Genomic DNA, 21052 nt, shown 5'->3' with positions numbered 1-21052 from the left:
AATACTCACCTCTGAACGCACGAGAGAGCATCCCCAGAAGGGGTTACACGGCAGGCTCACGCGCTGAGAACAGCGAATGCCGGGCTACGGTCGGGCCACTCCGGCGCGACCCAGCGCGGTCATGTCCCGAAACCATTTGCCGAGCGCGAGCGCGAGATAAAGCGCATTGGCGACGAAGAGCAGGGCGTACAGGCCGAGGAAGGCCAGCGGAGCCCCGAGCAGCACGAAGGCCAGGCAGAGCACGCCGTAGTCGGTTGGCACACCGAGAAGGGACCGCACTACGGTGCGGGGGGCCGCGGAGAGCGGCGCTGAGGGCGCATGTTTGGCCTTGAGCAGGTCATTCAGAATCATTGCAAAGAATGACACTGCGGCCACGGCCGTGAACCCTATCGGCACGAGCAGCCAGGCCGAATTCGATAGCGGAAAGTGCGAGAACATCGTGATGAGCACCGCCAGGTGCAAAGTGGAGATCTTGATGGAGTCAACGACATGATCGAGCCATTCACCCGAGGGCGACCCACCACCGCGCAATCGCGCGACCTGGCCGTCGGCCGAGTCGAAGGCATACCCGGTGGCGAGCAACAGCCACACGACGATTCCGAGCCACCAACTCGGCTCACCGATCGCGAGCAGGCCGATGGCGCAGAAGGTGAAGCCAGCGCTGATCGCTGTGACGTTGTTCGGGGTCAGGCCCAGACGGAATGCGCCGGCCGCGAGGTACCGGCCAACCCGGCGGTTCACGTAGACGGAATACGCCGGCGCCCCACGGGCAGCGGTCTTTTGCGCGGAGGACAATCGGCGCACGGTGTCGAAGTAGGTTTCGGTCACCCTCGTGGCCTGAGCTGGAGAGCTGGTCATAATGTGATCCCCCTGGTCGGTGCGGTTGACGGTTGTGGGCTCATGCTGTCGGAAAGGCTCCAGGCCGAGACTCCGGCGCGGCCGTTGCTTTGGCGGCGGGTGCTGTAGCCCACGGCCACGCGCCGGGCGAGTTGTTCGTAGCTGGCCGTGACGCTGTCCCAGTTGTAGAGCTGCTCGGCGCGCTGTTGCAGTGCCGCCGCAACCTCCGCGACTCGCTCGGGGCTGACCTCGGCGTCTTCGATCAGGGCGCTGAGGGAGTCCGCCCGCGAGAAGTAGGCACCATTGGCGCCGAGTACCTCGCGATTGAAGACGACGTCCCACGCGATGACTTTGGTGCCGGCACCCATCGCCCGCAAGAGGGACGGGTTGGTGCCGCCGACCGAATGACCATGCAGGTAGGTGCTGGCGTGCGTGTAGAGCTGGTCGAGCTGGTCCTGGTCCCAGACGCTGCCGAGCATGTGAATGCGGGAATCGGATGCGGCCAGGTCGCTGATGCGGGTGGTGTGATCGGCCGCATACGGTGCCGAGCCGACGACGACGAGAGGCAGCAGCGCGCCGCTTGCGCGGTATCCCTCGACGATGACGTCGACGTGGTTCTCCGGCTCGAAACGGGCGACGACGAGGTGGTAGCCGCCGGGGCGGAGTCCGAGTTCAAAGAGTCGATCGGTCGGGGTGTCGTGCAAAATTCGGGTGCCGTACGAGATCAGCTCCGTCGGAATGGAAAACTCGTCCCGGTAGTAGTCGACGATTCCCTGAGCATCGGCGATGAGGGCATCCGCTTCACGTACCGAGACTTCCTCGGCCCAGCGATAGTATCGCCGACCGGCGCCGCCCCATTTATCGCGCTTCCATTCGAGCCCATCGACGTGCACGACACTGGGAATTCCGCGCAGCCGCAACAAGGGAACGAAGGGGGCGTTGGCGGCGTTGAACACGAAAGCGACATCGGCCGGGCGATGCAGGGTCGCGTGAAGCACCGACAGCCCGGTGTGGCTCAAGGTCTCGAGGATCTTGTGGCGCAGCGCCGGCAGTTCAACGAGCTTCATGCCGAGGTATTCCTTTGGCACCGGCTGGGCCGTGCGGCGACAGTAGACGGTCACGTCGTGGCCGCGGTCGACGAGTCGTCGACCGATCTCCTCGATGGCAGTTTCAAAGCCACCATAGGCTGCGGGTACTCCGCGGGTACCGATCATTGCGATACTCAGACGCCGGTGTCTGGTCGGCGCCGTGCGTTCGGTCCCCGCGGTCATGTCAATACGCCCCAACTGGTTGGATGACGGTTTTAAAGGTGCGCCAAATGATCATCAGGTCGCCAGCGAGTGACCAGTTCTCGACGTAGTACAGGTCGAGCCGAACGCTGTCTTCCCAGCTGAGATTGGAGCGGCCATTGACCTGCCACATACCGGTCAGTCCGGGCTTGATGTATAGACGGCGGTGCACGTGGGTCTCGTAGACCTGAACTTCCTCGGGTAGTGGCGGGCGCGGTCCGACCAGGCTCATCTCGCCGACAAAAATGTTCCACAATTGGGGCAGCTCGTCGAGGGAGTACTTGCGCAGCACTCGACCGATCTTGGTAATGCGAGGGTCGTTGCGAATCTTGAACAGCACCCCCGCGGCCTCGTTTTGGTCGAGCAGGCCGGCCAGGTCGTCTTCCGCCGTCCGCACCATGGAACGAAACTTGATCATGCGGAACGTTTGTCCGTTGCGGCCGCACCGTTCCTGCCGAAACAGCACGGGTCCCGGGCTGTCCAGTTTGATGAGCACGGCGATCACGGCGAGCACGGGCAGCAAGAACAACAGGGCGAGGGCCGTTGTGACGATGTCCAGGGTGCGCTTGAGGGCATGGCGCCCCCCTTCGAACCGGGGAATTTCGACGTGGATCAGCGGGAGGCCGTCAACCGGACGAAAGTGGATGCGGGGACCAGCGACATCCGTCAACCGGCTGGAGAGAACCAGCTCCGCAGACGTTCCCTCGAGGTCCCAGCCGAGGTTACGAATGTAGGAACTGCCGCCGCTGGGCTGCCCGGCCACGATGACCGTGTCGACGCCCATAGCGGCCGCCGCAGCGGCGACATGCTCGAAATCGGACACGATCGGCACCATGCGCTCGCCCGCCGAGATCTCGTCTCCGATGCCGTCTTCGAGAGCGGCACCGACGATGTAGTAGGCAGCGCCAGCCTTCGTGTCGATCTGACTGACCACGTATTCAACGTCATCGCGGTTTCCGACGACGATCACGCGCGAGAGGTAGTGGCCGAATTTGCGCTGGTGCAGCAGCCATTTGCGCCACAGCCACCGTTCCAGAACCAATGCGAGAATGCCGAGCGGAAGCGCCAGAACAAAATAGAGCCGGGCGATGTCGATGTGAAAGATCAGGAAGACGATGGCGAGCATGCCGAAGGTCACGGCGCTAGCGTTGATGACCTGTTTGTACTCGCTCGCTCCGACACCGACGACGCGGGAGTCTCGGGTGTGAAAGAGCTCGAGGGTCGTGAGCCAGGTCACCACGATCAGGAGCGACACGAGCCAGTAGTTGGCGCTGAACGATCCCGGCACTGCCGGAATACCGTCCACGCCGAACCGAGAGACCAGCGCAACACCGACTGCGAGCACAATGAAGGTGACATCGGTCAGTCTCAGCTTGGTGCGATACCGCCGCGCCCAGATCAGCCCGGAGGAGGGGGTATCGACCGCAATATCGGTGTGCGCCGATACCACCTGGTCAACGAGCCGAAGCTTGGGGGTGCGGCGCAGGGGCAGCGACTGCGCGAAGGCCGCGGGTGAATCTGATTCACTCATAAGTCATTCCCCCTATGGTCGAACGTGAAAGCGGTGCCACGTGTAGCCGGTGTAGTGCGGTGGAGCAAATACTCGTGAAGGTGATTCTGGGGGTGGATCCGCGGGGTGGTGTGGATGTCACGTTTTCATTCCCTGCAGTCGGGTTTACAGGAACAGGTGGTCGTAATGACAAGTTGACAATGCTGGCACTTGTCGTTCGATGGAGCGCGGCGTAGGAAGATGATTCTTTCTCAGCAACTTACTGGCAGACACTACCCCGATTCAAGTAGGCGGCGCTGTAACCTCTACGGGGGTCAAAATCCCCTGTCTGGGGGAGCCTGCGGGGTCTGTGTGCCTGCAGAGCGGCTACTGCCGTCTCAAGGCCCGGTATTGCGGGCTGAAATCAGGTTCGCTGCGCCGGAGTGCCTTCTGCCCGAGTACACGAAATGCCCGATGAAAGGGGTCCTAGGCTGGTCGGAGCGCATCGATTGCCGGGAAGAGTTCACATGACCGTAAGAATTCCGAAATTTGCCGTTATTGACGGGCACAACGACCTCGCCTGGGCCTGCCGCGAGCATCGTGACTATTCCGTTACCGGGCTGGACTCTGAGCACGATTCGAGGGGCAGTCAGTTGCAAACGGATGTCCCCAAGTTGCGTCGAGGAGGGGTGCAGGGCCAGTTCTGGTCGGTGTGGGTGCACACCGATCTTGAGGGCACCGATTCGGTGCAGGCGACGCTGGAGCAGATCGACTTCATTCACCGTCTGATTGCGGCTTATCCCGGTGACTTTGAACGGGCCGTCACCGCCGACGACGTCGAGCGAGCCCAGCACGGCGGAAGAGTTGCGTCGCTCCTCGGGGTCGAGGGCGGTAATCAGATGAACAACTCACTCGCTGTGCTCCGCGAGTACGCGCGACTGGGCGTGCGCTATATGACGCTGACCTGGAACTCGTCGACGGAGTGGGCTGACGCTGCTGTCGGCGATGTGACCCATAACGGCCTCAACGAGCGCGGACGGGCCATCATTGCGGAAATGAACCGCATCGGCATGATGGTCGACCTGTCGCACGTCTCCGCTGCCACCATGCAGGACGCCCTCGACGCCACAGCGCTTCCCCTTCTCTTCAGCCACTCCTCGTGTTTTGCCCTCAATCCACACCCGCGCAACGTGCCGGATGTGATTCTCACCCAGCTCGCCGCCAACGACGGTGTGCAGATGATCACCTTCGTACCGGCTTTCATCTCGGCCGACTACCGGAGCTGGGAAGATAATGGTTCGGTGGGTGACAAGCCGGTGGTCACCGTGGCGCACGTTGCCGACCACGTGGAGCACGCCCGCAGCTTGGCCGGCGTCGATCACATCGGTCTCGGCGGCGACTTCGACGGCTGCCCCGACATGCCGGTCGGCCTGGCCAACGTGTCGGAATACCCGAACCTGTTCGCGGAGCTCGAGCGTCGGGGGTGGAGCGAGGCCGACCTCGCCAAGCTTGGCCACCAGAACGTGCTGCGCGTGCTTCGCGCCAACGACCCCGCCTACCGGGCCTTCATGGCCTAAGCCCCTCGGCGCTTCACTGCTACACAGGCGTTGCCCAGTCGGCGTGCCTACGGTCGAAGCAGGTCGTGGAACGCGGCCCCGGACGACGGATCAGTACCCGGAACGCGACAAGACTGGCCGAGGAGTATCAGCCATGTTGTGGATTGTGCTTATTGCGTCCGGGGTTCTCGAAGCCGTCTGGGCGACGGCGCTCGGAAAGTCCGCGGGCTTCACCAAGTTGTGGCCGACCGTCATTTTCGGTGGTGCGCTCGCGCTCAGCATGGCCGGTCTGGCCTGGGCGATGCGGGAGATTCCGATAGGAACGGCTTACGCCGTGTGGGTCGGGGTCGGCGCGGCGCTCACCGTGATCTGGGCGATGATCAGCGGTGATGCGAGCGTGTCGTGGTTGAAGATCGCCCTGTTGCTCGGCCTGATCAGCTGCATAGTCGGCCTCAAACTCGTCGATGGTGCGCCCTGAACCCTGACGTGGCACGGTGCCGGAGCAGAAGTGGGCGCTCAAACCGTCAGGCCAGGTCACTCGTGCGGCCGTCGCTCGAAAACGCGTCGGTACCCTCGCTGAAAATCGTCGGCGTGCCCGCGCAGGGGAGCGTCGCAGGCTTCTCGTGCAAAGTTAGGAGCCGGTGCCCAATGGTTGCGCCGGGCAAAACCGCCTCGGCGAGAGCGATCTGAGCGCTGTCACCGGTCCGGGTCCTTGGAGACTGCGCGTCAGCGCGACGTCGCGCAGCGCCCCACGCAGAATCTTCGAACCGATCGGCGAGAATTTCGCGCTTCCACCCGCGGCAGCGAGGGCGAACCCGTCCCGCAGCAGCGCGGCGAACCAGACCCGGGCCAGATAGGCCGGAGCGGCGGTCTCCATGAACCGGGCGTGAAGGGCAGACATAGGGGAGAGGGTCTCGTTGCCGTCGAACATGATCACTGACGGCGTACTGTTCATGGCTCGTTCCCTTGGTTGGTTCGGATAAAAACGCACGCCGGCGCGGAACGGCGATGGCCTCGAGGTCTGAGGGCAGGCCGAGATTTTTCGTCGGGTGAAACGTGAGCGTGGGAGACCAGGTAGTCGCCCACGCGATGGATTCGAGGGCCACGAGCTGCTGCACAAATTCCGCATGCACCCGAGAAAACTCGCGAATCGACATTGCTCCAGCTCTCGAATCACGACGGGTACGCTCAAACAGCTCTACTCTCGATCTCAGTTGCCGACCCGCTCTCTTTTCGCCCTGGGAGGCGAGTGAAGCGTGCCGCAAATGTGGGCAAAGTGTGGGTTTGGGACGAAAAACACCGAAACCTGACGGGCGGTTAAACAGAAAAACTCCCGTGTGAACGGGAGCTTTAGTGGTGGCCCCGACCGGCGTCGATCCGGTGACCTTTCGATTTTCAGTCGAACGCTCTACCAACTGAGCTACAGGGCCCCAAAGACGCGTCAAAACGCCTCTTCTAAGGAAAAAAGCCCTTCCTTTCGAAAGGGCTATTGCCTTTGCGACCCTGACCGGACTTGAACCGGCGACCTCCGCCGTGACAGGGCGGCGCGCTAACCAACTGCGCTACAGGGCCTCGTTGCAAAACTGCGAATCTGTGTGCGAGGCACGTGGTAAGACTATTCTATTTTTTTGCGACTTCGTGCACGTGCTGTTTGCGTAGCCCCAACGGGATTCGAACCCGTGTTAACGCCGTGAAAGGGCGCCGTCCTAGGCCGCTAAACGATGGGGCCGTGAGCCATAGACGTCATGGCTGCCGAAGAGTAAGCATACGGTCTTGTGGGGCTGAGGCCAAATCGGCGCGCGCAACATCCGCTGGAATATTGATCAATTTGCGACGTTCGTTCACAGCGCGCCCGCAAATAGCCGGGCCAGCGAGCATTTCGCGGGTTAGATTCACCAGTAGGACTGGGCGAACCGTGCCCACCTTGTTACTCTGAGGAGTCCGCTCCGGCGCACGTTGCGACTGCCAAAAGCCTGTTGGGAAACAATGATTCATATGAGAACCGTGATTGGCCGTGGTACGTACACACCTGCTCGCCGCTTGCGTGTGGCCAATCGGTGGCCACGACACACCCTGGCGCTGACCAGCATCGTGGCGGCCATGACCCTACTAGTGACCTTGGTGAGCCCGGTATCCTCGGCCCGCGCCGTCGATTACCCCTCGTGGCAGGACCTGCAGAATGCCAAGGCGAACACCGCCTCGGCCGCCGCGCAGGTGACCGCTATCGAGAATCTCATCGCCGGCCTGCAGGTGCGGGTGCAAGAGACTCAGGCCTCCGCCGAGAAGAGCGCCAACGAGCTCGAGGTCGCCCAGCAAGATTTCGACGACGCCACCCGCCGTGCCGAAGACATTCAGTTGCAGGCGGACGCCAGCAAGGCCACAGCGGATGCCGCCACCAAGCAGGCTGGCCAGCTCGCCGCCCAGCTCTACCGCACCGGCGGCACCGATCTGAGCGTGAATCTGTTCCTCGAGGGGCAGGGTGACGGCGCCGATGCCGACCTGCTGCTGGCGAAACTGGGCAACATGAGCAAGCTCGTCGAGCGCAGCTCAGATGTGTACGACGAGGCGCAGTCCGCCACCAACAATGCGCAGTCCCTGGGCGACCAGGCCAAGCTCGCACAAGCCGAGCGCGAAACCCTCCGCCTCGCCGCTGAGACGGCGCTCGCGGCTGCCCAGGCCGCGGCCGAGTCTGCAGCGAACGCCCTCGCCGAGTCCCAAGCCAAGAGCGTCGAGCTGGAACAACAACTGCAGTTCATGCGCGACGCCCAGGCCACGACTACAGCCGGGTATGAAGCCGGTGTGGCCGAGCGCGCCCGCCTGGAAGCCATTCGTGTCGCGGCAGCAGCAGCGGCAGCCAGAGCAGCGGCGGCAGCGGCGGCGGCGGCGGCCGCGAGTAGTGGTGGCTCCGGCGGGTCGGTGAGCATGTCCGGCTGGGGTGTTCCGGCCAGCGGACGTATCACCGCCGGCTACGGACCCCGATCGGTCATCTGTAATGGTGGCGAGTGCAGCGGCAGCTTCCACTACGCGACCGACCTCGGCACCGGCTGTGGCGCGCCCATCTACGCCGCCCACGCCGGCGTTGTCACCTGGGCCGGACGCCTCGGCACCTACGGCAACTTTGTGAAGATCAGCCACGGCGACAACGTGTCGACCGGGTACGCCCACATTCGGGACGGCGGCTTCAGCGTGAGCGTCGGCCAGACGGTCTCGGCCGGGCAGCTCATCGCCAGTTCCGGTGACACCGGAGCCGCCAACGGCTGCCACCTGCACTTCGAAGTGTGGATTGGTGGAAACCGCATCAATCCCGTTCCATTCATGGCCGACCGGGGAGCATCACTTGGCTAAGAGCACCACCGCACAGAACACCGCAACCGCACGCGCAGGAGTTCGCTCAAAGTCGAAACGGCTGCTCTCCGCCGTGGCCATCGGTGCGGTCTCGGCGGTCACGGCCACCGTTGCCGCAGCCGGCAGCGCCGCTTTCGCCGCCCCCGACTACCCGAGCTGGAACGACGTCGAAAAGGCCAAGCAGAACGAGTCGACCAAGCAGGCGGAGATCGCGACTCTCGGCGAATTGCTCGATGGCCTGGCGGCCCAGGCCGCGAAGGCCGTGACGACCGCCCTGATTGCGGCCGAGGCTTACCGTGTGACGCAAGACGCTCTGGATGCCGCCAGCGCGCGGGAAACCAGCCTCAGCGAGCAGGCTGAAACGGCCGAAGCCAGCGCGGCGACATCGAAGATGCGCGCCGGCCTGATCGCCGCGCACCTCGCCAAATCCGGCGCAAACGGTCTGTCGCTCAATCTGTTTCTGAACGGCAACAGTGCTGACGACCTGCTCAACCAGCTCGGCACGGCCAGCAAACTCAGCGAACAGTCGGAGCGGATCTACACCGAGGCCATGCAGGACAAGAACGCGGCCGAGTCCCTCGGGGAGCAGGCCGCATCGGCGACCAAGGAACGTGAACGTCTCACCGAAGAGTCCAAGACCACCTTCAATGCGGCCACCACCAGTTCCGCCGCCGCCCAGACCGCGTATGACACCCAGCAGCGCAAGTCGAGCCAGCTGTTCGAACAGCTCGCCCTGCTCAAAGACACCACGGTCGAGGCCGAGCGCAGCTTCCACGCAGGCGAGGACGCGGCAGCTGCGGCCACCGCGTTCGCGCGGGCGCAAGCCTCCGCTGCTGCGATAGCGGAGGCCGCGGCGGCGCAAGCAGCGCGGGACGCGACCGCAGTCGGTTCTGGTTCTGGTTCTCGTTCTGGCTCATCAGGTTCAGGTTCCGGGCTACGTTCCGGGTCGGTCACCCCGGTCGCGCCCACCGCACCGGTCGCGTCGGCCGCACCGGTCGCGTCGGCCGCACCGGTCGCGCCCGCCGCACGGGTCGCGCCGGCCGCACCGATAACGCTCGCCGTGCCGGCGCCCGCCCCGGTCGCGCCCGCCGCACGGGTCGCGCCGGCGCCGGCACCCGCGCCCAACGCGAGCATCGTCGACACCGCGCTCGCGTTCGCTCGCGCCCAACTCGGTGACCGCTACGTCTTCGGCGGCTCCGGCCCCGACGCGTGGGACTGCTCCGGTCTGACCAAGGCCGCCTACGCCGCGGCCGGCGTGTACATCGGCACCCACTCGGCGACGAACCAGTACAACACCATGGCTCAGCAGGGCAAGCTCGTCTCCTTCGCCCAGGTGCAGGTGGGCGACTTGGTGTTCTGGGGCAGCCCGGGTAACTACTACCACGTGGCGATTTACGTGGGCAACGGCCAAGTTTTCGAAGCCCCCAACCCCTCGGCACAGGTGCGGGTGCACAGCATCTGGTCGTCTTGGGCCGTCGCGCCTTATGTCGGCCGGCCGGGCGCTTAAGCCAAGAAAAAAAACGGGCTTCTGCCGCCGGATTGCCGGTAGCAGAAGCCCGTTATCAGTCGAGGCTAGTGGCCCTCTTCGGCCAGCTTCGCAATGCCGTCGACCACGATCTGGTTGGCTTCGGAGGCGTCGCCCCAGCCCTCCGTCTTGACCCACTTGCCCGGTTCCAGGTCTTTGTAGTGCTCGAAGAAGTGCTCGATTTCTTTGCGGGTGTACTCCGGAATATCGAGGACATCCTGGATGTGGTCCCAGCGCGGGTCGCCGGCGGGAACGGCGATGACCTTGGCGTCGGAGCCGCCGTCATCGGTCATGTTGAACACGCCCACGGGGCGCACCGAGACGCCCACGCCAGGGAACAGCGGGTAGTCGAGCAGCACGAGAACATCGACGGGGTCGCCGTCGAGGCCGAGCGTGTTCTCGAAGTAGCCGTAGTCCGTCGGGTACATGAAGCTCGTGTAGAGCACGCGGTCGAGATAGACCCGACCGGTCTCGTGGTCTACCTCATACTTGTTGCGGCTCCCGCGGGGGATCTCGATGACTGCGTCGTATTCGGCCATGGCCTTGGTTCTCCCTTGATCTAAGTCTGCAGATAACGTTACTGGATGGAACCCACCCGCCGCCCGCGCCTCACGCCGGCCATCGCCGATATTCGCCGGGCCGTGCGCGTGCTGCTGCCGGCCGAAGGGCTCGTTCTGGTCGGCCTCAGCGGCGGCGCCGATTCGCTCGCGCTCGCCGCGGCGACCGCCTTCGAGGCCGGGCGGGCGGGCATCCGCGCCGGAGCCGTCATCGTCGACCACAACGTGCAAAACGGGTCCGCGGATATCGCGGCGTCCGCCGCCGTGACCGCCCGCCAGCTCGGCCTCGACCCGGTGCTCGTGCTGAGCGTGATGGTCGACAGCGACGGAACCGGCCCGGAGGCGGCGGCGCGCACCCACAGGTATGCGGCGTTCAATGAGGCTCTCGAGCAGACCGGGGCGAGGGGCGTGCTTCTTGGTCACACGCTCGACGATCAGGCCGAAACCGTGCTGCTTGGCCTCGCCCGCGGCTCCGGACCAACGAGCCTGCGGGGCATGGCGGCCCGAACCGGGCCAATTTTGCGACCGTTGCTGGGCATCCGTCGAGCGGCTACCCGGCAATTCTGTGCCGATGCGGGCCTCGAGCCCTGGACCGATCCTCAGAACTTCGATCCGCGCTACGCCCGGGTACGCGTGCGCGAAACGGTGCTGCCGCTGCTCGAGAGCGAGCTCGGCCCCGGCATCGGGGTGGCGCTCGCCCGCACCGCTGAGGCGCTGCGGGAGGATTCCGACGCTCTCGACGAGCTGGCGCGCACGGCGCTCCAGGCACACTGGGCCAATGGCGAGATCACGGCGGCCGTGCTCGCGGCATGGCCGGCGGCGGTGCGGCAGCGCATGATTCGGTTCGGGGTCGAAGAACACTGTGGGGTGTCGCTGAATAGAGTTCAGACCCTGGCCGTGGCGGCGCTCGTGACGGATTGGCATGGACAGGGGGCGCTCAGCCTGCCTGGTATTAGAGTTGAACGGCAGGACGGTATATTGATTTTTTCCGCGCCTGAACCCGCCTGAAACAAAGGAATGCTCTTCCCACATGGAACCTCGCGACATTGACGGCGACCTCACCGAGATCCTGATCAGCGAGGAGCAGATTCGAGCTCGTCTGGCCGAGATGTCACGTCAGATCGAAGCCGACTACCTGGGCACCGACCTGCTGCTGGTCGGCGTGCTCAAGGGAGCGGTCATGGTCATGGCCGATCTGGCCCGCGAACTGCATCACCCGGTCACAATGGATTGGATGGCCGTCAGCTCCTACGGTTCCGGCACCCAGTCGAGCGGCGTCGTGCGCATCCTGAAGGACCTCGACACGGACCTCTCCGGCCGCAACGTGCTCATCGTTGAGGACATCATCGACTCCGGACTGACCCTGTCGTGGCTGCTGGCGAACCTGAAAACTCGCGGTCCGGCATCCATCGAAATCTGCGCGCTGCTGCGCAAACCGGATGCGGCGCGTGTCGACATCGACGTGAAATACGTCGGATTCAACATTCCGAACAAATTCGTCGTCGGCTACGGCCTCGACTACGGAGAGAAGTACCGTAACCTGCGCTCGGTCGGCATTCTGGCCCCGCACGTCTACTCCACCGTGGCCGCGACAGCGCTCTAGGTACAGCCCGCGCACCCGCGCCGAGTTTTCCTTTGGGCGAACACACGGCATTCCCCTGTAATCGAGCGATAGCCTGAGGACACCATGAACGTCAAAAAGCTACTCCGCGGCCCGATTCTCTACATTGTCCTCGCCGTCATCGCCGTCTGGGTGGGGTCGAGCCTCATCACCATGTCTGGATTTCGCGAGGTCAGCACGCAAGAGGGACTCGGCTACCTGAAATCGGGCAACGTCGCCGAAGCCACCATCGTCGACGGCGAACAGCGTGTCGACCTCACGCTGACCAAGGCCAGCGGCGACCTCGGAACGCAGGTGCAGTTCTACTATGTCGCCCCGCGTGGCGAAGAGATCATCACCGCGGTCACTGCAGCGAACCCGAAGGACGGCTTCACCGACGAGGTGCCGCAGCCCAACTGGGTCCTCTCTGTTCTCAGCTTTCTGCTTCCCGTGCTGCTTATCGGCGCCTTCTTCTGGCTCATGATCTCGATGCAGGGCGGTGGCAGCAAGGTCATGAAGTTTGGCAAGTCCAAGGCCAAGCTCGTCTCGAAGGAAAGCCCGCAGGTCACCTTCGCTGACGTCGCCGGTGCCGACGAGGCCATCGAAGAGCTTGAAGAAATCAAGGACTTTCTGAAGGAGCCGGCCAAGTTCCAGGCCGTGGGTGCCCGGATCCCCAAGGGTGTGCTCCTGTACGGCCCTCCCGGAACTGGTAAAACGTTGCTCGCCCGCGCCGTGGCCGGCGAGGCCAACGTACCGTTCTACGCGATTAGCGGCTCGGACTTCGTCGAAATGTTCGTCGGCGTCGGTGCCAGCCGTGTGCGTGACCTGTTCGGTCAGGCAAAAGAAAACGCGCCAGCCATTATTTTCATCGACGAGATCGATGCCGTCGGCCGGCACCGTGGTGCCGGCATGGGCGGCGGGCACGACGAGCGCGAACAGACCCTCAATCAGCTGCTGGTGGAGATGGACGGCTTCGACGTGAAGGCCAACGTCATTCTCATCGCAGCCACCAACCGTCCGGACATTCTCGACCCTGCCCTACTGCGCCCGGGTCGGTTCGACCGCCAGATCGGCGTTGACGCACCCGACATGCTCGGTCGCAAGCGCATTCTCGAGGTGCACTCCAAGGGCAAACCGATGGCGGAGGGTGTTGACCTCGAAGTGCTCGCCCGCAAGACGCCCGGTTTCACCGGTGCCGACCTGGCCAACGTGCTCAACGAAGCTGCGCTGCTCACCGCGCGGTCCAACGCCCAGCTCATCGACAACCGCGCCCTCGACGAGGCCGTCGACCGGGTAATGGCCGGACCGCAGCGCCGCACCCGCGTCATGCGCGACAAGGAAAAGCTCATCACCGCGTACCACGAGGGTGGCCACGCCCTCGTCGCCACCGCGATGAATTTTACGGACCCGGTGACCAAAATCACCATCCTGCCGCGTGGCCGAGCCCTCGGTTACACAATGGTTATGCCGCTCGAAGACCGCTACTCGGTCACGCGCAACGAACTGCTCGACCAGCTGGCCTACGCCATGGGTGGCCGCGTCGCAGAAGAGATCATTTTTCATGACCCGACCAGCGGCGCGTCCAACGACATCGAGAAGGCCACGGCGACCGCCCGCAAGATGGTCACCGAGTTCGGCATGAGCAGTGTCGTCGGCCCGCTCAAGCTCGGCCAGGGCTCGGGTGAGGTTTTTCTCGGCCGCGACATGGGCCACCAGCGCGATTACTCGGAGCGGGTCGCCGAAAGCGTCGACCGCGAGGTGCGCCAGCTGCTCGAGGACGCCCACGACGAGGCCTACGAGGTGTTGATCAAGAACCGCGTGATTCTCGACAATCTCGCGACGGCTCTGCTCGAGCATGAAACGCTCGATCAGACCGCCCTCGCCGGGATTTTCTCCAATGTCGAGAAGCTGCCGCCGCGCCCGCAATGGCTCTCGAGCGATAAGCGCCCCGTCTCTGACGTGCCGCCGATCGCGATGCCCGCCCCCAAAGCTCCCATCGACGGCGCCGCCGTTGACGGTGGCATCTCCAGCGGCGACGTAGCCCCCGCCAAACCGAAGCGTGCGCCGGCCCGCAATCCCCGCCCCGCAACCGCCTAGACGCCCGTGGTAGTGGACAGGGCGCGCATCCAGGCGGCCGTCTCGGAGATTCTCGCTGCAATCGGTGAGGACCCGGAGCGGGCCGGTCTGGAGAGTACCCCGCGACGGGTGGCGGATGCCTACGCCGAGTTCTTCTCTGGCCTCGATCAAAACCCACAAGACCTGCTGCAGGACTTCATTCCGGTCGGTGACAGTACCGGCGAGCTCGTGCTGCTGCGCGATATTGCCTTTCGGTCGATCTGCGAACACCACCTACTCCCGTTTCTCGGCACCGCCCACGTCGCGTACCTGCCGAGGGATCGGGTCGTCGGCCTGGGACGGCTGCCCGATGTGGTGGAGACCATCGCCGCCCGGCCGCAGCTGCAGGAACGCCTCACCGAGGAGATTGCCGACGCTCTGCACGACGGCCTCGACCCGCTCGGTGTGCTCGTCGTGCTCGACGCCGTGCACGGCTGCGTTGGCACCCGCGGCCCGCGCCAGACCGCGAGTTCGACCGTAACCATGGCCTCGCGCGGCTCCCTGACCGAACCGACGGCCCGCGCCGAAATCATCGCCCTGATTGCGGCTGGCGGGTGACGCTCATCATGGGCGTGCTCAACGTCACCCCCGACTCCTTCAGCGACGGCGGCCAGTGGGCGTCAACGGATGCCGCCATCGAGCACGGTCTGCTGCTGCACGCTCAAGGCGCGGATCTGATCGACGTGGGCGGCGAGTCGACCCGGCCCGGGGCCACCCGCGTCGCGCCGGAACAGGAACAGCGCCGCATCATTCCGGTGGTAACGGAGCTTGCCCGGCAGGGCCTGCGCCTGAGCATCGACACGCTTAACGCCGCGACGGCCCTCGCGGCGGCGCAAGCGGGCGCGAGCATCATCAATGACGTGTCCGGTGGGCTCGCCGACCCCGGCATGGCCGCCGTCGCCGCCGACACCGGCCTCACCTACGTGGCCATGCACTGGCGCGCTCACGCCCAGCAGATGGACGCCCTCGCCGACTACGGCGACGTCGTTACCGACGTCATCACCGAATTGGGCGCCCGGATCGACGCATTGACCGCCGCCGGAGTGGCTCGGGAACGGATCGTGCTCGACCCCGGACTCGGGTTCTCCAAGAAGACCGAACACAACTGGGAGCTCATCAGCCGGCTTGACGCCTTCGCCGAGCTCGGACTTCCGGTCATGGTCGGGGCGTCACGCAAACGCTTTCTCGCCGAGGTGCTGCCGGCCGGCGCGCCCGTCCGGGACCGCGACCTGCCCACGGTCGTGGTCAGCGTGCTGGCCGCCCAGGCCGGCGCCTGGGCGGTACGCGTGCACGACGTTGCGGCGACCCGCACGGCCCTCAACGTGCTCGACAGCGTGATGCGATCGACGATTGGCACTCCACGGGAATTGCGGCGCGGCGGGTCGCGTCCGTCACAATGGACCCATGACTGATTCGATCACCCTCACCGGCCTGCGGGTGAACGCCCACCACGGCGTCTACGACTTCGAGAAAGAAAACGGCCAGGACTTCGTCATTGACGTGACCGTCTGGCTGGATCTGCTGACCGCAGCGGCGAGCGATGACGTGACCCAGACTATCCACTATGGGCAACTCGCCGAAGAAGTTACCGACGCGGTCGCGCACAACCCGGTCGACCTCATTGAAACCGTCGCCGAACGCATCGCGAACGTTGTGCTCGCTCACCCGCCGGCGCTGCGCGTGCAGGTGACGGTGCACAAACCGCAAGCTCCGATCTCGGTGCCGTTCACCGACGTGGCCGTGCAGATTACCCGGGTGCGGCCATGACCGGGCCCACCAAACGTGTCCTGCTCGCCCTCGGCAGTAACCTCGGTGACCGGTCGGCCACCCTGGCCGGTGCCGTGCACGATCTCGCCGGGCTGCCCGGCGCCACGCTCGTTGCCGTCTCGCCGGTCTACGAATCCGCCGCCGTGAAACTTGACGGCGTCGACAACAGCGCCCCGCGCTACCTCAACGCGGTGCTGACCATCGACTACACGGGCAACCCGCACGCCCTGCTCGACGCTGTCAACGCCATCGAGGCGGAGCACGGCCGGGTGCGCGCCGAACGCTGGGGCGACCGCACACTCGACATTGACCTCATCGTGTTCGGCCAGTTGAGCGTCGATGACGACCGCCTGACCCTGCCGCACCCGCGGGCGGCGGAACGGGACTTCGTGCTCGCTCCCTGGCTCGACCTCGACGCGAAGGCCGCTATCCCCGGCCGCGGGCTGGTGCGCGACCTGCTCGCCGCGACCGACACCACGGTGCGCCGGGTAGCGGATGCCGCCGCCCCCGCGCCGGCAGCGGTCCCGGGAGCGTGGCGATGAAGCGCTCGCACGCGACCGGGCTACTCGCCGTTCTACTCATCGGTCTCGTGATCGGCTTTCTGCTCGAGATCGCCTTCGCAGCCTCCGGTACCCCGATCGTCGTTCCGCCGGTGACCCTGCCGTTGACGCTGATTCTGCTGGCCGCGGTCGTCGTGAGCCTGGCCTGGCAAGTACGCCAGGGCAGCCGGCGCAAGACGCTGCGCCGCATCGATCCGTTCTGGGCCATGCGGGTGGCCGTGCTGTCGAAGGCGACGTCGCTGTCGGCCTCCCTACTGCTCGGTGCCGCCCTCGGCATCGTGCTGTACATTCTCACCCGATCGGTGGTGCCCGCCGTCACGTCGTTGTGGCTCGCGATCGGCACGGCCATTGGCGCAGCCGTTATGCTGGCGGCCGGCCTCGTGGCCGAACACTTCTGCACCCTGCCGCCCGACGACGACACCGATGAGTCGGGAGGCACGCGTGCCTGATCGTGAACTGCCCGAAGTGAACCCGCCCGCCGCGCAACTGCCCGAGCCGGCCGTACCCACGCCCGAACGCCCCGCACCGTCTGAGCGGCTCGAACTGGCCGAGGCGGGGGAGTGGAAGCGTGTCTCCACGAAATACGTGTTGGTAGAGATCGTCGGCACCATCGTGAACGCCGTCGTTGTCTGCGGCGGCGCAAGCCTGCTCTGGCTGCTGCTCGACCAGACCTGGGCGATGTGGGTTGGCATCGTGGTGCTCGTCGTGTCGATCATCGACCTTGTGTTTGAACCGCGTCGCGTGCGTGCCATCGGCTACCTGCTGCGAGCCGACGATCTGCTCTTTCGCCGTGGCATCCTCTTTCAACGCTTTGTCGCGGTGCCGTACGGGCGCATGCAGCTGATCGATATCACCCGCGGTCCGGTCGCCCGCTGGCTCGGCCTGGCCGATCTCAAATTTGTCACCGCCGCGGCAACCGCCGGGGTATCGATTCCCGGGCTGGCCGAGGCCGACGCCGAGAGCCTCCGCGACCGGCTGGTGGAGCTTGCCGAGAGCCGCCGGGCGGGGCTGTGAGCGAGCCGGTCGCTGCGGTTCCGGCGCCCCTCGCGCCGCCGCGTACCGACCTCACCGACGGTGACTGGCATCGCCTGTACCCGGCGACACCGCTACTGCGCGGCGGTATCTTCATAGTGGCCATCATCGGCTTCATCGTCGCCAACCTGCGCGAACGACTCATTGACCTCTTCATCGGCGAGGAGAACTACGGCGGCGATCCGATCGATGCGATCTACCAACGCGGAGCCACCGGCTGGGCGTTGCTGATCATCGCCGGCGTGCTCATCGTCATTCTCGTGGTGTTCTACCTCTCCTGGCGCATGCACACCTTTCGTGTGACCGGCGAGATCGTCGAAGTGCGCAGCGGCGTCATCTTTCGCAGCAACCGCAAGGCCCGCCTCGACCGGGTGCAGGGCGTCAACCTCGCCCGGCCGCTGGTTCCCCGATTGTTCGGCGCCGCCCGACTCGAAATCACCGTCGCCGGGCAAGACGGCAATGTGCAGCTCGCCTATCTCGGCTCAAAATTAGCGGATGACCTGCGCCGTGACCTCCTGCACCTCGCCTCGGGCCTGCGGCGGGCCCGGCAGCCGACGGAAGCGTCCGGCGTCCTCGCCGCACCACCCAACACCGCACCACCCAACACCGCACCACCCAACACCGCACCACCCAACACCGCACCACCCAACACCGCACCACCCAACACAGCACGGCCCGGTACCAGTGCGGCACCGACCGTGATCGGCCCGCCCACCCCGCACTCCGCCTTCGGCGACTTCGCGACCGCCCGCTACCACGACTTTGTCGCCCCGGAACTGGACCCGGATGCCGCACCGCCGGAGTCGGTCGTGCGCATTCCGTTGGGCCGCCTGATCGGGTCGATCGTTCTCAGCGGCTTCACCGTCTTTCTGCTTCTGGCGGCGATCGGGCTCATCGTCAGTGTGACCGCCGGGAGCAGGGGCTGGGTGCTCGTCGCCGTGCTGCCGGGCCTCATCGGCAGCGTCGGATACTACTTCTCCCGCATCACTAAGATGTTGCGGTTCAGCGTCGCTGGCACCCCCGATGGGGTGCGGGTCGGCTACGGCCTCCTCTCCACGAGCAGCCAGACCCTGCCGCCCGGGCGCATCCACGCGATCAAGGTGTCCCAGCCCATTCTCTGGCGTCGGTTCGGCTGGTGGCAGATCAGCATCAACACGGCCGGGCAGGCCTCCGGCCGCAGCTCGACCCCCGCGACCAGCTCCACCATCCTGCCGGTCGGCACCCTCATCGACGTCGAAAAGGTGCTCGAACTGGCGCTGCCCGGGTTCGAAACCGACAGTCATCGCGCCCTGGTCGAAAACGGCATGCTCGGCGGTCGCAGACGTGACGCCGGCGTCGCCGATTGCTACAGCAACGCGCCCGCGCGTGCGGTCTGGCTGCGCCCGTTCTCGTGGTGGCGCACCGGCTGGGCAGTCTCGGGCCAAGTCGCCCTGATCCGCCGCGGGGTGCTCTCGCGCGACCTGATTCTGGTGCCCCTGGCGCGGATGCAGGGCGTGCGCATCAACCAGGGGCCCGTGCGCCGACGCCTGCGCCTCGCGTCGGCCGACCTACACACGGTAGCGGGGCCGGTGGCTGCCTCCCTCAGCGTCATCGACGTCGATGAAGCCCTGGTTCTGTTCGAGTGGATGTCTACGGGCGCGGTGCGGTCGGCGCTCGCCGACACCAGTCATCAGTGGAGCCGGGCCGAGGCACCGGCACCAACCAAGGGAGCGACCGAATGAAAGCCAAACCGGGACGTCTCGGCGTCGGAATCATCGGTGCCGGCCACGTCGGCCCCATTCTTGGCGCCGCGCTCGCGGGCGCCGGCCATGCAATCGTCGGCATCTCCGCGATCTCGCAGGCCAGCCGGGACCGCGCCGAGGCCATTTTACCGCTCGTGCCGATTCTGACCGTGCCCGAGGTCGTAGAACGGAGCGAACTGGTCATCATCGCGGTGCCCGACGCCCAGCTGGCGAGCCTCGTGCAGGGCCTCGCCGCGACGCATACCTGGCAGCCCGGCCAGCTCGTGCTGCACACCTCCGCCCGCTACGGCACCGCAGTGCTCGCTCCGGCGCAGGCCGCCGGCGCGATCCCGCTCGCCATCCACCCGGCCATGGCCTTCACCGGCACCAGCCTCGACCTGGCCCGGCTCGCCGACAGCTACTTCGCCGTGACCGCGCCCGGCCCGGTGCTGCCGATCGCGCAGGCGCTCGCCGTGGAGATGGGCGGCGAACCGCTCATCGTCGCCGAGGCCGACCGCGCCAGTTACGCCGAGGCCATCCAGATCGCCACCGCCTTCTCCACCTCGATCGTCGAGCAGGCCACTCGTATGCTCGCCGGAATCGGCCTCGAGCATCCGGGGGCTATTCTTGGTCCGCTGCTGCGCTCCGCGATGGAAAACGCCCTGGGGCGCACGAGCCCCGAACGACTGGATCTGGCGGGATTCGACGAGATCGAACACCGCCAGCATCCGCTTGACGACGACCGGGAGGTCGAATGAGCACCATCGAAGTCCTCCGTACCGTCACTGAGCTGCACGATCGTCTGGGGCGGGCCCGCGATCGGGCGGCGCTGACCGGCGGCGATACCCGCACTGTGCTCGTGCCGACCATGGGTGCCCTGCACGCCGGTCACCTCGCTCTCGTGCGACGGGCGCACGCCCTCGGCGACATTGTGGTTGTATCGATCTTCGTGAACCCGCTGCAGTTCGGCGCTGGCGAAGGCCTCGACAGCTATCCGCGTACCCTCGACGCCGACCTCGCCGTCCTCGCGAGCGAGGACGTCTCGTTCGTGTTCGCGCCGAGTGCCCGCGAGATGTACCCGGGCGCAGCGAGCGACACCCGGGTCACCGCCGGGTCGGTCGGTTCCCTGTACGAGGGCGCTGCGCGCCCCGGCCACTTCGACGGCATGCTCACGGTCGTGGCAAAACTGCTCAACATCGTGACACCGGATGCCGCGGTGTTCGGCCAAAAAGACGGCCAGCAGGTCTTTCTCGTGCAGCGCATGGTCGCCGATCTCAACCTGCGCAGCGCAATTGAGGTCGTCGACACCGTGCGTGAACCGAGCGGACTGGCCCTGTCGAGCCGCAACCGCTACCTCGACGAGCCGCAGCACACGGCCGCGCAGGCACTCTTTGCCGGGCTCGCTGCGGCCGCCGAGACCGCGAAGGCCGGCCCCGCAGCCGCCCTCGCCGCGGCGCGCGCGCGCATTGCCGCCCAGCCGCTGGTTAAACTGGACTATCTGGTGATCGTGCACCTGCAGACTTTTCTGGCGGTGCACGACGACTACCGCGGGCCGGCTCGGATCCTCGTCGCCGCGCGGGTCGGTACCACCCGGCTGATCGACAACGTGTCGATCCGGCTCGGGTGACCCGCAGCATCCGCTCAAATTTGAACTGACAG

At 65.7% G+C, this 21052-nt stretch carries 21 protein-coding genes, 3 tRNA genes and 1 riboswitch; of the genes, 16 read left to right on the top strand and 8 right to left on the bottom strand.

What is annotated here, in order from left to right; genetic code table 11:
- Positions 1–84: 84 nt before the first annotated feature.
- The 3 genes from IWX77_RS11950 to IWX77_RS11940 are packed head-to-tail and all read right to left on the bottom strand — an operon-like array spanning position 85 to position 3657.
- Entirely contained in the window at positions 85–858 is a 774-nt protein-coding gene (locus IWX77_RS11950; RefSeq protein WP_196844734.1) for a CDP-alcohol phosphatidyltransferase family protein, read from the bottom strand.
- Positions 855–2051, bottom strand: a complete 1197-nt coding sequence (locus IWX77_RS11945) for a DUF1972 domain-containing protein (RefSeq protein WP_442784466.1) — start codon at positions 2049–2051, stop codon at positions 855–857. The genes IWX77_RS11950 and IWX77_RS11945 overlap by 4 nt, the downstream gene beginning before the upstream one ends.
- Positions 2052–2109: 58 nt before the next feature.
- Positions 2110–3657 (bottom strand): sugar transferase, encoded by a 1548-nt coding sequence (locus tag IWX77_RS11940; protein WP_196844732.1) that lies wholly within the window; start codon positions 3655–3657, stop codon positions 2110–2112.
- 485 nt (positions 3658–4142) lie between these two features.
- Here IWX77_RS11940 and IWX77_RS11935 point away from each other — a divergent pair, with 485 nt between their 5' ends.
- Positions 4143–5192 carry a dipeptidase gene (locus IWX77_RS11935; protein WP_196844731.1) on the top strand — a complete coding sequence of 350 codons (1050 nt, stop codon included), beginning with the start codon at positions 4143–4145 and terminating at the stop codon, positions 5190–5192.
- Positions 5193–5250: 58 nt separating this feature from the next.
- A riboswitch (guanidine-III (ykkC-III) riboswitch) is annotated at positions 5251–5314 on the top strand.
- Between the two features lie 11 nt (positions 5315–5325).
- Complete coding sequence (locus tag IWX77_RS11930; protein ID WP_196844730.1) at positions 5326–5649, top strand: DMT family transporter; 324 nt, start codon at positions 5326–5328, stop codon at positions 5647–5649.
- Between the two features lie 153 nt (positions 5650–5802).
- Here IWX77_RS11930 and IWX77_RS11925 read toward each other — a convergent pair whose 3' ends face one another.
- The 4 genes from IWX77_RS11925 to IWX77_RS11910 form a co-directional block, all read right to left on the bottom strand.
- Positions 5803–6126, bottom strand: a complete 324-nt coding sequence (locus tag IWX77_RS11925) for a hypothetical protein (RefSeq protein ID WP_196844729.1) — start codon at positions 6124–6126, stop codon at positions 5803–5805.
- A gap of 399 nt (positions 6127–6525) precedes the next feature.
- Positions 6526–6601 (bottom strand) — tRNA-Phe (locus IWX77_RS11920).
- Between the two features lie 68 nt (positions 6602–6669).
- A tRNA-Asp gene (locus IWX77_RS11915) sits at positions 6670–6743 on the bottom strand.
- Positions 6744–6827: 84 nt separating this feature from the next.
- Positions 6828–6900 (bottom strand) — tRNA-Glu (locus tag IWX77_RS11910).
- A gap of 266 nt (positions 6901–7166) precedes the next feature.
- On the opposite strand from IWX77_RS11910, the gene IWX77_RS11905 reads away from it, so the two are divergent.
- Together IWX77_RS11905 and IWX77_RS11900 are read left to right on the top strand one after the other, a co-directional pair.
- Positions 7167–8516 (top strand): M23 family metallopeptidase, encoded by a 1350-nt coding sequence (locus IWX77_RS11905; RefSeq protein ID WP_327012175.1) that lies wholly within the window; start codon positions 7167–7169, stop codon positions 8514–8516.
- The gene (locus IWX77_RS11900) at positions 8509–10023 is read left to right on the top strand and encodes a C40 family peptidase (protein ID WP_196844727.1); all 1515 of its coding nucleotides are present in this window, start codon (positions 8509–8511) and stop codon (positions 10021–10023) included. Before IWX77_RS11905 ends, IWX77_RS11900 begins: the two co-directional genes overlap by 8 nt.
- Before the next feature lie 65 nt (positions 10024–10088).
- Here the strand turns inward: IWX77_RS11900 and ppa are convergent, their stop codons facing one another.
- Entirely contained in the window at positions 10089–10580 is a 492-nt protein-coding gene (gene ppa / locus IWX77_RS11895) for an inorganic diphosphatase (RefSeq protein WP_196844726.1), read from the bottom strand.
- 45 nt (positions 10581–10625) lie between these two features.
- Between ppa and tilS the strand changes: the two genes are divergently transcribed.
- From tilS to panC, 12 genes are all read left to right on the top strand, one after another.
- Positions 10626–11606 carry a tRNA lysidine(34) synthetase TilS gene (tilS, locus tag IWX77_RS11890; RefSeq protein WP_196844725.1) on the top strand — a complete coding sequence of 327 codons (981 nt, stop codon included), beginning with the start codon at positions 10626–10628 and terminating at the stop codon, positions 11604–11606.
- A gap of 22 nt (positions 11607–11628) precedes the next feature.
- On the top strand, positions 11629–12201 hold the full coding sequence (gene hpt / locus IWX77_RS11885; protein ID WP_196844724.1) for a hypoxanthine phosphoribosyltransferase: 573 nt from the start codon (positions 11629–11631) through the stop codon (positions 12199–12201).
- A gap of 84 nt (positions 12202–12285) precedes the next feature.
- Positions 12286–14295 carry an ATP-dependent zinc metalloprotease FtsH gene (gene ftsH, locus IWX77_RS11880; RefSeq protein ID WP_196844723.1) on the top strand — a complete coding sequence of 670 codons (2010 nt, stop codon included), beginning with the start codon at positions 12286–12288 and terminating at the stop codon, positions 14293–14295.
- A gap of 6 nt (positions 14296–14301) precedes the next feature.
- Positions 14302–14871 carry a GTP cyclohydrolase I FolE gene (folE, locus tag IWX77_RS11875; RefSeq protein ID WP_196844722.1) on the top strand — a complete coding sequence of 190 codons (570 nt, stop codon included), beginning with the start codon at positions 14302–14304 and terminating at the stop codon, positions 14869–14871.
- The gene (folP, locus tag IWX77_RS11870) at positions 14868–15725 is read left to right on the top strand and encodes a dihydropteroate synthase (RefSeq protein ID WP_327012176.1); all 858 of its coding nucleotides are present in this window, start codon (positions 14868–14870) and stop codon (positions 15723–15725) included. Before folE ends, folP begins: the two co-directional genes overlap by 4 nt.
- Positions 15718–16080, top strand: coding sequence for a dihydroneopterin aldolase (gene folB, locus IWX77_RS11865; protein ID WP_196844721.1), 363 nt, complete (start codon positions 15718–15720; stop codon positions 16078–16080). The genes folP and folB overlap by 8 nt, the downstream gene beginning before the upstream one ends.
- Positions 16077–16622, top strand: coding sequence for a 2-amino-4-hydroxy-6-hydroxymethyldihydropteridine diphosphokinase (gene folK, locus IWX77_RS11860; protein ID WP_196844720.1), 546 nt, complete (start codon positions 16077–16079; stop codon positions 16620–16622). The genes folB and folK overlap by 4 nt, the downstream gene beginning before the upstream one ends.
- Complete coding sequence (locus tag IWX77_RS11855; protein ID WP_196844719.1) at positions 16619–17089, top strand: DUF3180 domain-containing protein; 471 nt, start codon at positions 16619–16621, stop codon at positions 17087–17089. Before folK ends, IWX77_RS11855 begins: the two co-directional genes overlap by 4 nt.
- Positions 17082–17654 carry a PH domain-containing protein gene (locus IWX77_RS11850; protein WP_442784467.1) on the top strand — a complete coding sequence of 191 codons (573 nt, stop codon included), beginning with the start codon at positions 17082–17084 and terminating at the stop codon, positions 17652–17654. The genes IWX77_RS11855 and IWX77_RS11850 overlap by 8 nt, the downstream gene beginning before the upstream one ends.
- On the top strand, positions 17651–19393 hold the full coding sequence (locus IWX77_RS11845; protein WP_196844717.1) for a PH domain-containing protein: 1743 nt from the start codon (positions 17651–17653) through the stop codon (positions 19391–19393). The genes IWX77_RS11850 and IWX77_RS11845 overlap by 4 nt, the downstream gene beginning before the upstream one ends.
- Entirely contained in the window at positions 19390–20151 is a 762-nt protein-coding gene (locus IWX77_RS11840) for a Rossmann-like and DUF2520 domain-containing protein (protein ID WP_196844716.1), read from the top strand. The genes IWX77_RS11845 and IWX77_RS11840 overlap by 4 nt, the downstream gene beginning before the upstream one ends.
- Complete coding sequence (gene panC, locus IWX77_RS11835; protein ID WP_196844715.1) at positions 20148–21020, top strand: pantoate--beta-alanine ligase; 873 nt, start codon at positions 20148–20150, stop codon at positions 21018–21020. Before IWX77_RS11840 ends, panC begins: the two co-directional genes overlap by 4 nt.
- Positions 21021–21052 lie beyond the last annotated feature (32 nt).

Source organism: Cryobacterium sp. CAN_C2 (assembly GCF_015751745.1).
Lineage (GTDB): Bacteria > Actinomycetota > Actinomycetes > Actinomycetales > Microbacteriaceae > Cryobacterium.
This window is presented reverse-complemented; position numbering and strand designations above follow the sequence as displayed.